General features: G+C 66.4%; 9 protein-coding genes and 1 tRNA gene. All 10 read left to right on the top strand.

The features are described 5' to 3' along the window. The first annotated feature begins 134 nt into the window (after window positions 1–134). The 10 genes from ACPUD7_RS07590 to thrB all read left to right on the top strand — a co-directional run bounded on the left by ACPUD7_RS07590 (window position 135) and on the right by thrB (window position 11,698). Window positions 135–1,184, top strand: coding sequence for a M15 family metallopeptidase (locus ACPUD7_RS07590; RefSeq protein ID WP_135538715.1), 1,050 nt, complete (start codon window positions 135–137; stop codon window positions 1,182–1,184). 113 nt (window positions 1,185–1,297) lie between these two features. Further along, window positions 1,298–1,373, top strand: a tRNA-Arg gene (locus ACPUD7_RS07585). Window positions 1,374–1,494: 121 nt separating this feature from the next. Further along, the gene (locus ACPUD7_RS07580; protein ID WP_135538665.1) at window positions 1,495–2,271 is read left to right on the top strand and encodes an ABC transporter ATP-binding protein; all 777 of its coding nucleotides are present in this window, start codon (window positions 1,495–1,497) and stop codon (window positions 2,269–2,271) included. Continuing rightward, window positions 2,268–4,817: an ABC transporter permease gene (locus tag ACPUD7_RS07575; RefSeq protein ID WP_135538663.1), complete on the top strand. Its 2,550-nt coding sequence runs from the start codon at window positions 2,268–2,270 to the stop codon at window positions 4,815–4,817. The genes ACPUD7_RS07580 and ACPUD7_RS07575 overlap by 4 nt, the downstream gene beginning before the upstream one ends. Before the next feature lie 68 nt (window positions 4,818–4,885). Beyond that, complete coding sequence (locus tag ACPUD7_RS07570) at window positions 4,886–6,061, top strand: MFS transporter (protein ID WP_135538661.1); 1,176 nt, start codon at window positions 4,886–4,888, stop codon at window positions 6,059–6,061. Between the two features lie 76 nt (window positions 6,062–6,137). After that, the gene (locus ACPUD7_RS07565; RefSeq protein ID WP_167854371.1) at window positions 6,138–6,923 is read left to right on the top strand and encodes a DALR anticodon-binding domain-containing protein; all 786 of its coding nucleotides are present in this window, start codon (window positions 6,138–6,140) and stop codon (window positions 6,921–6,923) included. Then, complete coding sequence (gene lysA, locus ACPUD7_RS07560; protein ID WP_135538657.1) at window positions 6,923–8,365, top strand: diaminopimelate decarboxylase; 1,443 nt, start codon at window positions 6,923–6,925, stop codon at window positions 8,363–8,365. The genes ACPUD7_RS07565 and lysA overlap by 1 nt, the downstream gene beginning before the upstream one ends. Window positions 8,366–8,397: 32 nt before the next feature. Beyond that, window positions 8,398–9,705 carry a homoserine dehydrogenase gene (locus tag ACPUD7_RS07555; protein ID WP_135538851.1) on the top strand — a complete coding sequence of 436 codons (1,308 nt, stop codon included), beginning with the start codon at window positions 8,398–8,400 and terminating at the stop codon, window positions 9,703–9,705. 2 nt (window positions 9,706–9,707) lie between these two features. After that, on the top strand, window positions 9,708–10,793 hold the full coding sequence (gene thrC / locus ACPUD7_RS07550; RefSeq protein ID WP_135538655.1) for a threonine synthase: 1,086 nt from the start codon (window positions 9,708–9,710) through the stop codon (window positions 10,791–10,793). 2 nt (window positions 10,794–10,795) lie between these two features. Then, the gene (thrB, locus tag ACPUD7_RS07545) at window positions 10,796–11,698 is read left to right on the top strand and encodes a homoserine kinase (protein ID WP_135538653.1); all 903 of its coding nucleotides are present in this window, start codon (window positions 10,796–10,798) and stop codon (window positions 11,696–11,698) included. Window positions 11,699–11,830 lie beyond the last annotated feature (132 nt).

Below are 11,830 nucleotides of genomic sequence, written 5' to 3'. Positions count from 1 at the left end.
ATGTCCAGGTCACACACGGTGGATGAGGGTAACGTGACATTCTGTAACGATGTCGTTATAGTGTTGTGACATAAGCTTTTCGGGGTCCGGATCCGGGCCTTTCAGAACAACCGATGCCAACAGTATGGAGCATTATGTCGAGTGAGCTCTCGACCGTCGAGGCGTTGCCGGTTCGCCGACGCGATCTGCGCAGACAGAATTCCTCTGCTCAGGTTTCGACGATCTTCTCCAAGAAGCCCGTGACAACGCCGTCGCGAGGGCATGAAGACCCCACTCTGTCTCCGCGTCGCGCCGCCATGGCCGCAGAGGCCCGCGCCGCCGCCGGTTCACCGCGGCGGGCTGCGATGGCCAGAGAGGCCGCTCGGTCGGCATCCCAGCCGCTGACACCCGCAGGGCACAACTCGAGTCTGGCCGCTGCTCAGCTTGGCAGCCGCGGTTCCGATGGTTCGCTGCTGCGTTCGGTTCGCCGGCGCCAGGTCACGACCTTCTCCGCGCTGGCCACCGTGTCGGTCACGGGCACCGCGATCGCCGCCGTCATGGTCGCCGGCAATCTCAGCGGAAGCCAGGAAGTGAAGGTCGACGACACTGCCGCCGAATCCCAGCAGCGCGCGATCAACGCCGAATCCGTCTCCGCCGACATCAAGGTCGACGAAGACGACAAGACCTCGATGACCATCGGCGCCCCGAGTGCCAAACAGACGAAGGTCGATGCCGCTTCGCGCGCCATCACGAAGACCGTTCTGCCCGGTTGCGAGGGAGAAGCGCCGAAAGGCGAGGTGAGCAACGGTGAGTTGCCCAGTGATTGGCTGTGCGATATCGGTGTGGGCAACCACAAGCTGCGCGCCGACGCTGCTGTGGCCTTCGCGAAGATGAACGCCGCGTTCAAGAAGGACACCGGCAAGGACCTCGCGATCACCGACTCCTATCGTTCACTGGAATCGCAGGTCTCGGTCGCTGCCCGCAAGCCCGGCTTCGCCGCACGCCCCGGCACCTCGAACCACGGTTGGGGATTGGCGCTCGACCTCGGCGCCGGAACCTCGAGCGGCACCGGCGAACAGTACGACTGGCTGGTTGCCAACGCCGGCAAATACGGCTGGGAGAACCCGGACTGGGCCAAACGCAATTCCTACGAGCTCTGGCACTGGGAATACGTCCCCGGGCGCAAGGACATGAAGGGCGCCTGAGCCCGCGAAACGCGCCGTCGCCACTGTGCCTTCCACCGCGTGCAATCGAGACTCGATTGCACGCGGTGTCTTTTTGTGAGGTGGTGCCCGACGGTGATAGAGTTGCACCCGTTGCCCGCGTAGCTCAGTGGATAGAGCGTCTGCCTCCGGAGCAGAAGGTCGTAGGTTCGAATCCTGTCGCGGGCACCACGTACCGTCCATCTCATCAGGTGAGGTGGACGGTTCTGCATTTCCGCCTCGAGTGGTCGGCGATGCCGACACGCTCTAAGGTAGTCGGAGGAGAACCCCGAACCGCGATGTGAGGCATGCGATGTCGAAACCTGCTGATGAGCCCTTGCGCGCCGCCTCGGCGGACGAATCCGATATCGTGCTGCGGGCGCAGGATCTGCGGAAGAGCTTCGGTCGCGGCGACACTGCCGTCTGTGCTCTCGATGACATCAGCGTCGACTTCGAATCGGGACGCTTCACCGCCATCATGGGTCCCTCCGGCTCCGGCAAATCGACCTTCATGCACGTACTGGCCGGCCTCGACCGCGTCGACTCCGGCTCGATCATCATGCGCGGCAAGGACATCACACGCCTCAACGACCGGCAGCTCACTCAGCTGCGGCGTGATCGCGTCGGCTTCATCTTCCAGGCCTTCAACCTCGTCCCCACTCTCAGCGCCGAACAGAACATCGAACTGCCCGTGTCCCTGGCGCGGAAGAAGATCGATCGGGAGTGGAAGGCCGAAGTCGTCGAACGCCTCGAACTCGGAGATCGTATGCAGCACCGGCCCCACGAACTCTCCGGCGGTCAGCAGCAGCGCGTCGCCGTAGCTCGAGCTCTGCTGACCCGTCCGGATGTCATCTTCGCCGATGAGCCCACCGGCAATCTCGACTCCCATGCCGGGGCCGAGGTGCTGTCGCTGCTCGGTCGCGCCACGACTCTCTACGGGCAGACGATCATCATGGTCACTCACGACCCGGTCGCGGCCTCGCACGCCGACAGAGTGGTGCTGCTCAAGGACGGGCGGGCCACAGGAGAGGTCCGTCAGCCCACGCGGGAGAGCGTGGTCACAGCACTGAGTGAACTGAGCACTCTGTGATCGCTGTCGCGCTGGCGCAGATCCGGATCCATTGGGCCCGGTTCCTCGCCATCGGTCTCGGCATCGCCCTGGCAGCGGGATTCGTCGCTACAACGCTCATCATCAATTCTTCGCTGCAGAGCAGCCTCGAAGGTGCGGTCGGACGATCATTCGCGCACGCGGATCTCACCGTCATCCCCGACGAAGACGTCTTCGTCGGGGGAGACGAGGTCGCTCCGCTGCTCAAGCCCATGTCGGAGATCGAGGGCGTGCGCTCCGCGTCGCTGTCGGCGCGAACCCTGACCACCGGGCGGGGGACCGCGTTCTCAGAGAGCTCCTTCGCCCTGTCACCCGTGCCCGCCGATGAGCGACTCGACACCTTCACCATGGTCTCCGGCGACCGCCCGGAGGCAACCACCGATCTCGTCCTCGACACTCGGACGGCCGCCGAGCTCGACCTCGGCATCGACGACGAGGTCCGCTTCAGCGTCGACCCGGTGCCGGTCGAGACCGGAGATGCGGACATGCCCGTCTACCGCGGGCCCAGCCACAGCAGCATCACCTTCACCGTCGTCGGCATCGCCGAGATGGGACAGGACCCCGGACTGCCCGGGGCCACCCGTGCACTGACGACGGCCTCGGGCTACCAGGAGTACTTCGCGCAGCAGGGCGATGTCATCGCCGTCCAGATCGCCCTCGACCCCGATGCTGACCCGGACAGGGTGTGCGAAGAGCTGCAAGCGGTCATCGACTCCTCCGCGCTGAACGGCAGCCTCAATGCCCTCAGCGTCCCCGACGCCGTGTCCGTCAAGACCGATCGTCTCTCGGGCGGCAACATCGCCGTGACGGGACTGCTGCTCGTCTTCGCCGGCATCTCCGTCGTCGTCGCCATCCTCGTCGTGTCGAACACGTTCTCCGTCATCGTGGCCGGCCGCCGTCGCGAACTCGCGCTGCTGCGCTGCCTCGGCGCGACCCGCCTCCAGCTCTACAGCTCCGTCGTCGCCGAAGGACTCCTCGTCGGACTGATCGGCTCGATCTTCGGTGTCGTCGCCGGTGTCGGAGTCAGCTGGGCCCTGATGGAAGCGGCCGTGCGCTTCTGGCCCGACGAATTCCCCTACGAAACCCTGTCCGTACCCGTCTCCGCGCTCCTCGTCGGCGTCGCCGTCGGCGCGGTCCTCACGATCATCGCGACGATCCGCCCGGCCCGCAGCGCCATCGCGGTGACACCGCTCGAAGCCCTCCAACCCTTCGACGTATCGGTATCCCCGTCGACCCGCAGACGTCGGCGACACCTCGTGGGCGTCGGCGTCATGCTCCTCGGTGCGGCTCTCATCATCGTCTCCCTCTACGCCGTGTCGACGACAGAGGTCTGGATCGCCGGCGGCGCTCTGGGCGGAGGTCTCATCGTCACCGGACTCATCATCGGTTCGACGAGGATCATCCCCCCGATCGTCGGCTGGATCGGCGAAGTCGCTGTCAGTCCCTGGGGCGTTCCTGGCCAGCTGGCGACGCTGAACACCCTGCGCAACCCGCGTCGAACCGCGACGACTGCGACGGCGCTGATCATCGGCGTGACTCTCGTCGCGACCATCCTCGTGGGCGGGATGTCGACGAAGGCGACGCTGAGCCACGGACTCGACCAGCGCTATCCGGTCGACATCGCCGTGCCCCTGTCGGGACTCGTCGACGCCGATGAGCTCGACGATGTGCGCGAGATCCCCGGGGTCGCTCGTGCCATCACCGCTCACCGCGCCGAGGCGGTCGAGGACTTCAAAGGCGCCACACCATCGGTCTTCGTCGTCGACCCGGAGACTGCGGCGACTGTGCTCGGCGATTCCGCCGCCGACCTGGTCGCCGGCCGCGTCGTGGTTCCCGAGGACTATCCGGACGCGACCGTGCGGGTCCGCGGTCTCAACGAGCTCAACGTGCCCGTGCGCAAAGAAGGGCTGTCGAGCCTCGCTTTCTTCACGACCCCCGATGTCGGCAACGACCTCGGCATCTCGGCGACGACGACGGCGGTGCTCATCCGCCTCGACGAGGATGTCGACATCGACGAGATCACACGGATCCAACAGTCCGTGGCTGAAGCTCTCGACGTGCCCAGCGACGAGGTCGGCGGGTCCGCGGTCGCCCGGGGCGCCTACTCCGAACTCATCGACGTTCTGCTCGCCGGTGCGGTGGCGCTGCTCTTCGTCTCCGTGCTCATCGCGCTCATCGGAGTCTCGAACACCGTGAGCCTGTCCGTCATCGAACGCCGACGGGAGAACGCACTCATGCGGGCCCTGGGGCTGAGCATCGCCCAGCTGCGGGCTCTGCTGGCTCTGGAAGCGGTGCTCATCTCGTCGGTCGCGGCTCTGCTGGGCCTCACCCTCGGCGGGGCGCTGGGCATCGTCGGCACACGACTGGTCACCCACGACTACTCCACCGAACTCATCGTCGACTTCTCCGCACCCTCCTTCCTCGGCATCCTCGGGGTCGCCATCGTGGCAGGAATCCTCTCGGCCCTGGTGCCGGCCCGACGCGCCTCGCGACTGTCTCCCGTGGAGGGCCTCAAACTCGACTACTGAGCCCGAAGCCGTCCGTCGAGCGACCCCGACGACAGGAATGCCTGTGGGAGTCTGATAGGAAAGAGCCCATGAACTCTGCGCGCACACGCATTCTGATCGTCGTCGGAATCGTCATCGCCGCATTCAATCTGCGGCCCGGAGTCACCGGTCTCTCGCCGCTGCTCGACGCCATGGGCGAACAGATCCACCTGAGCGCAGCGTTCCTGGCGATCATCGGCATGCTGCCGCCGCTGCTCTACGGACTCAGCGGCTTCATCACTCCGCGGCTCTATGCCCGCTTCTCCGGCCTCGGCCTGACACTGGCCGCGATGATCATGGTCGCCATCGGCCTGGGAGCCCGCTCCGTCATCGATTCTCCCGCGCTCTTCCTCGCCCTCAGCGTGCTCGCTCTGCTGGGCATGGGCATCGGCAACGTCGTCCTCCCTCCGTTGGTGAAGTCGTACTTCCCAGACCGTGTCGCTCTGATGTCGACCGTGCATGTCGGCCTGCTGCAGTTCGGCACCTTCATCCCCCCGCTCGTCGCGGTTCCCCTCGCCACCGGGTTCGGTTGGCGCGGGTCCTTGCTCGTCTGGGCCGGATTCGGTGTGGTGGGCGTCGCCGTCTGGATCCTCATCCGGCTGATCAGGCCCGCACCGGCCACCGAAGTCGCCGCCGCCGTCGTCGGCGGCAGCGAACTGGCCCGACTCATGCGCAGCAAACGTGCGTGGGCGCTCATGACGATGACGGGGCTGACCTCGTTCAACAATTTCATCCTCTTCACCTGGCTGCCGAGTCTGCTCACCCGCTCGGGGTTCGACGCGGCGTTCGCCGGGGCCATGCTCGCGCTCGTCACCGCCATCCCCCTCGTCCTCGGCTTCGTTCTGCCCGCGCTGGCACAGAAGATGGCCTCGGCCTACCTCATCGTCGTCGGCTTCTGCCTCAGCCTGGCCGTCGGCTATATCGGACTGTGGCTGCTGCCGACCGTGGCCCCGGTGCTGTGGACCGTGCTGCTCGGAATCGGAATCTCGACCTTCCCGCTGGCCCTGACGCTCATCACTCTGCGCGCCCGCGACGCGGAATCGGCGGCGTCTCTGTCGGGATTCGTCCAAGGCGGAGGCTATCTGCTGGCCTGCACCGGCCCGCTCATCTTCGCCTTCCTCGTGCAGAGCTTCGACAGCATGTGGCCGGCGTTCTCCGTCGTGCTCGTCTCGGTGGCAGTGAAATTCCTCGTCAGCCACGCCGCGTGCCGCCCCGGGGCGATCTGAGGCCGGTCGTCTCGTCATGAGAGCGAAGATGACACCTGATTCGTCCCCGCAGACCGGCCCCGAGTACTCTGTTCGAGTGACCCCGGAAGACCTGCAGACCGCACTCGCACGCGCTTTGGCGACGGCTGATTCGGGTCTCGTGTCTCCGGGGGCCGATTCGGAGGTCGACCTCGTCGCACCCGCCCGACACGGATTGGGCGACTGGTCGACGCGTGTGGCGCTGCGGACCGCGGTCGAACCGGGCCGCCGTCTGGCACTCGCCGAGCATCTGTGCGCCGAACTGCGACTGCTTCCCGAAGTGGCCACCGCTGTGGTCGCCGGGCCCGGGTTCGTCAACATCGGGCTCACCGACTCCGCACGTGCGCGCGTGGCATTCGACATCATCGCCGCAGCCGAGTCGTCGGCGACCGGCACCGAGGCGGCCGCGACAGAATCGCGGCGATGCTGCGGCAGTCTCTTCGACGCGGCTGCCGACGATGCCGCGGTGTCCGTGCTGCAGCGCGGACATGCGGCCGCCTGCCGGGAACGGCGTCGGGCCGAGTGGGCCGAGATCACCACGGATGCGGCCGAACCCTCTCGCCTCAACCACCCGAGCGAAGCTCGTCTGCTCACCGCCATCGCCTCCGTTCCCGCCGGACTCGAACGCTCGTGCCGCCTCGGCGAGAGCGAACCGTTCCTCAGCTGTCTGAGCCTGGTCGCGGCCGCGGCCGAGGACTGGCTGAGCCGGTGCGCGGTGACTCCGACCATCAACGTCGACATCACCGCACTGCATGCTTCGCGGCTCGTGCTCGTGCGAGCCGTCATCATCGTCCTCGCCGCAGGACTTCGACAACTGGGTGCTTCGGCCCCGGAGAGGATCTGATGCCCGCACATATCGCAGGGACTCTGCACGCGACCCCGGCACCGGTGTGGCTGCCCTATCCTGACGACGTCAACGCGCTGCTGCCGAGCCTGTGGTCGGACAATGTCACGAAGACCGACGACGGTGTGCTCACCATCGCCGGCCATTCGGTGACCGACCTGGCAGAGCAGTACGGCACGCCGACCCTCGTCATGGATGCCGCTGACTTCCGCACCCGGGCAGAAACCTATCTGACGACCTTCACCAGCGCCTTCTCGCCCGAGAAGGGACTGGCTGGAGCCGATGTCTTCTACGCCGGAAAGGCCTTCCTGTGCACTGCGGTGGCCCGGTGGGTCCATGAAGCCGGCCTCGGCCTCGACACCTGCTCATTGGGCGAGATGATGATCGCCCGCGCCGCCGGAATCCCAGGGGACCGAGTGGGCCTGCACGGGAACAGCAAATCCGTCGCGGAACTCGAGTACGCCCTCGACTACGGCGTCGGACGGATCTTCGTCGACAGCCTCGATGAGATCACCCGGCTCGAAGCCGTCGCCGCGGCCAAGGGAGTCTTCGCCCCAGTGATGCTGCGAGTCACCGTCGGCGTCGAAGCCCACACCCACGACTTCATCGCCACCGCGCACGAAGACCAGAAGTTCGGTCTCTCACTCGCCGACGGCACCGCCGCACGAGCCGCCCAGATGGTCGCGGACTCGGCGCATCTGCGCCTCGACGGACTCCACTCGCATATCGGTTCGCAGATCTTCGACATCTCCGGCTTCCAGGTCGCCGCGGCCAGAGTGCTGGCCTTCCGCGCCGAAGTCATGGCCGAACACGGCATCGATCTGCCCGATGTCGACCTCGGCGGGGGCTTCGGCATCCGCTACACCAGCCAGGACACTCCGATCCCGGTGGCGGAGATGGCCGAGGAACTCGCCGCAGTCGTGCTCAAGGAATGCCGCGGACTGGGCACGAACGTGCCGCGTGTCTCCATCGAACCCGGCCGCGCCATCGTGTCCCCGGCCGTGTTCACCCTCTACGAAGTCGGCACCGTCAAAGAGGTGAGCACCGACAGCGGAACCCGCACCTACGTCGCCGTCGACGGCGGCATGAGCGACAACATCCGCACCGCGCTCTACGATGCGGACTACTCATGCACTCTGGCCAATCGAGCCTCGGGAGCGGAGCCGGCGATCGTGCGCGTCGTGGGCAAACACTGCGAATCGGGCGACATCATCGTCCGTGACGAATACATGGGGGCCGACGTCACCGCCGGCGACCTCGTCGCAGTCCCGTCGACGGGCGCCTACTGCCGGTCCCTGGCCAGCAACTACAACCACCTGCCCCGGCCGGGTGTGCTCGCCGTTGAAGCCGATAGAGTTGAGTGGATCGTGACCCCCGAAGACCATTCGCAGATGTTCGCCACCGACCCGGGGATGGTCGGTGGAGAGCAGGAGAACAGATGAGCGTCAACGACAACAGCGGAAAAGGTGAGGATATGCAGGCACTCAAGGTTGCCATGCTCGGATGCGGAGTCGTCGGCACAGAAGTCGCCGCCCGCATCCAGAACCGTGCAGACGGCCTGGCCGAACGCATCGGCGCCCCATTGGAACTCAGCGCCATCGTCGTCCGCGATGCGACGAAGGCACGTCCGGGCATCGACGAGAAGCTTCTGACGACCGACGCCGAGGCGGCCATCGCCGGAGCCGATATCGTCGTCGAGCTCATGGGCGGGATCGAACCGGCGAAGTCGCTCATCACCGCGGCGCTCAAACAGGGGTCCTCGGTGGTCACGGCGAACAAGGCGCTCCTGGCAGCCCGATACGGTGAGCTGATGTCCGCCGCCGATTCGGCCGGTGTGCGACTCGAACACGAAGCCGCCGTGGCCGGAGCCATCCCGATCATCCGTCCGGTCGGCGATTCGCTGGCCGGTGACCGGATCGAACGCATCATCGGCATCGTCAACGGCACGACGAACTTCATCCTCGACCAGATGGACTCCGAAGGCTGGGACTTCGACCGGGCGCTGAGCACCGCTCAGGAACTCGGCTACGCCGAAGCCGACCCGACAGCCGATATCGGCGGCCACGATGCGGCGGCGAAAGCCGCGATCCTGTCCTCCCTGGCTTTCCACGCTCCCGTGTCGATCGACGACGTCCATGTCGAAGGCATCGAAGGCGTCACCGCAGACATGGTCGAGACCGCCCGCGACCAGGGCTTCGTCATCAAGCTCCTCGCGGTCTGCGAACGCGTGGCTTCGTCGCCCGCCGGTGCCGGTCTCTCTGCCCGCGTCTACCCGGCGCTCCTCGATCGCAACCACGCTCTGGCCTCCGTCCGGGGTGCCTTCAACGCGGTGTTCATCGAAGCCGAAGCCGCCGGCGAACTGATGTTCTACGGGCAGGGAGCTGGGGGAGCTCCGACGGCTTCGGCGGTGCTCGGAGACATCGTCTCAGTGGCTCGGCGGAAGGTCCTGGGCGGACGCGGACAGTACGAGCGTCCCTTCCACGACGACTACCCGATCCTGCCCATCACGGCGATCACCACCCGTTACCACATCACCCTCGACGTTGTGGACCGTCCCGGTGTGCTGGCGTCGGTCTCCGAGGTGTTCGCCGACGAGGGCGCGTCGATCGAACTCATGCGCCAGACCATCGGCGACATCGACGAGCAGGGCGTCCAACACGCCAAGCTCGTGCTCGCCACCCATTCGAATACCGATGCGACGCTGCGGAAGACGGTCGATCGACTCAGCGATCTCTCCGTCGTCCATGCCGTCAATTCCGTGATCCGCGTAGAAGGACAGTGACAATGAACTACCCCAGACACCAGTGGCAGGGCGTCGTCGAGGAGTACCGCAGTCTCCTCGACATCTCTGCGGACACTCCGGCGGTCACCCTCGGCGAAGGCGGCACTCCGCTGATCAAGGCGGACAAACTCAGCGCACGCACCGGCGCTCAGGTGTGGGTGAAGTACGAGGGTCTCAACCCGACCGCGTCCTTCAAGGATCGCGGCATGACGATGGCGATCACGAAGGCCGTCGCCCACGGGGCGAAGGCCGTCATCTGCGCGTCGACGGGCAACACCTCGGCCTCGGCGGCCGCCTACGCCACGAAGGCCGGTCTGACCTGCGCCGTGCTCGTGCCCACCGGCAAGATCGCCCCGGGCAAAATGAGCCAGGCCATCGCCCATGGTGCAACGCTCCTCGAGGTCGACGGCAACTTCGATGACTGCCTGACGCTGTGCCGCAAACTCTCCGAGTCCTACCCGGTCCACCTCGTCAACTCGGTCAACCCCGACCGCATCGAGGGCCAGAAGACCGCGGCGTTCGAGGTCGTCGACGTCCTCGGCGATGCCCCCGACATCCACGTCCTGCCAGTCGGAAACGCCGGCAACATCACCGCGTACTGGAAGGGCTACACCGAATACCGGCAGCACGGCATCGCCGAACGTCTGCCGCAGATGTGGGGCTTCCAAGCCGCCGGCGCCGCTCCTCTGGTGCTGGGCCACCCGGTCGACGAACCGGATACCATCGCCACGGCGATCCGCATCGGCAACCCGGCGAGCTGGAACCAAGCAACGACGGCTCGTGACGACTCCGGCGGCTTCATCGATTCGGTCACCGACGACGAGATCCTCGCAGCGCACCGATTCCTCTCCAGCGAAGAGGGCATCTTCGTCGAACCCGGATCGGCCGCCTCGGTGGCGGGTCTGCTCAAGTCGGCCGAGGCCGGAAAGGTTCCCGCCGACGCGACGATCGCGGTGACCGTGACCGGGCACGGTCTCAAGGATCCTTCCTGGGCCCTGCACACCGCAGACGGCTCCGAGATCGAAACCAGTCGGGTCTCCGTCGACGCCGTCAGCGCCGCCCGCGCGCTCGGCCTCGAGGACAGCTGAGCGTGCGGCTGCGACTCGAGGTCCCGGCCACCTCGGCGAACCTGGGGCCCGGCTACGATTCCTTCGGCCTGGCCCTGAACATCGTCGACACGCTCACCCTGACCGTCCACGACGCCCCCGTCGACCCGGCCACCTGCGTCGAGGTCGCAGGGGAGGGCGCCGAGGTGCTGCCGCGCGACCGCTCGCATCTGATCATGCGCATCATCGGCGAGGTCCTCGCCGCGGAGTTCCCCGGCGCAGAGACGGGCTTGGCCGAACGACTGAGTCTGCACTGCATCAACCGGATCCCGCATTCGCGCGGGCTCGGCTCCTCGGCCGCGGCCGTGGTCGCCGGGATCGGTCTGGCCGTTGAACTCGGCCGCGAGTACACCGGGATCGAGCTCTCCCGCGAACGGGTCCTCGAACTCGCCACCGCGGTCGAGGGGCACCCGGACAATGCCGCTCCCGCGATCTTCGGCGGGCTCACCGTATCCCTTTCCGACCCGGTCCTGTCCTGGCAGGTGCCGGTGCGCACGCTCGATGAGGTCACGGTGCTCATCCCGGCGGTCCGTTTGGACACCGACGTCGCCCGAGGGCTCATCCCCGCCGCCATCGATCATGCGATCGCGGCGGAGAATTCGGCCCGGGCAGGACTGCTCGTCCACGGTCTGGTCTCCGATGCCTCGGTCCTGTTCGAAGCCACTCGCGACCAGCTGCATCAGGAATTCCGCCGCAGCGCCTACCCGGAATCCATGGCACTCGTCGATTCGCTCAGGACGCAGGGGCTGCCGACCGTGATCTCCGGTGCCGGCCCGACGGTGCTCGTCCTCGCCGAGGCGGTGCCCGAGTCCGCGGTGCCCGCCGATGTCATTGCGATGCGCACCGCGATTGACCTCGAGGGATACCGAGTGAGCCGAGAAAATTGACGAAACGATTCGCAAGATCGGCTCCGAACAAGTAGACTGTGGGTGTTCCGACAGTGCACGGCTTCCTGCTGTTCTTCACAGGTTCGCCGCCGATGTCATATATTCTGGAACATCTCCTGCTCATTCTTTAGC

The organism is Brevibacterium sp. FAM 24630, assembly GCF_049804075.1.
In the GTDB taxonomy this organism is placed as follows: domain Bacteria; phylum Actinomycetota; class Actinomycetes; order Actinomycetales; family Brevibacteriaceae; genus Brevibacterium.
The sequence above is the reverse complement of the archived record's forward strand: the minus strand, read 5'-3'. Positions and strand labels throughout refer to the sequence as shown.

Excerpts from the sequence above, each read along its gene's own strand:
- ACPUD7_RS07590 (WP_135538715.1), top strand. The coding sequence starts at position 135 with ATGTCGAGTGAGCTCTCGACCGTCGAGGCGTTGCCGGTTCGCCGACGC.
- ACPUD7_RS07580 (WP_135538665.1), top strand. The coding sequence starts at position 1,495 with ATGTCGAAACCTGCTGATGAGCCCTTGCGCGCCGCCTCGGCGGACGAA.
- ACPUD7_RS07570 (WP_135538661.1), top strand. The coding sequence starts at position 4,886 with ATGAACTCTGCGCGCACACGCATTCTGATCGTCGTCGGAATCGTCATC.
- lysA (WP_135538657.1), top strand. The coding sequence starts at position 6,923 with ATGCCCGCACATATCGCAGGGACTCTGCACGCGACCCCGGCACCGGTG.
- ACPUD7_RS07555 (WP_135538851.1), top strand. The coding sequence starts at position 8,398 with ATGCAGGCACTCAAGGTTGCCATGCTCGGATGCGGAGTCGTCGGCACA.
- thrC (WP_135538655.1), top strand. The coding sequence starts at position 9,708 with ATGAACTACCCCAGACACCAGTGGCAGGGCGTCGTCGAGGAGTACCGC.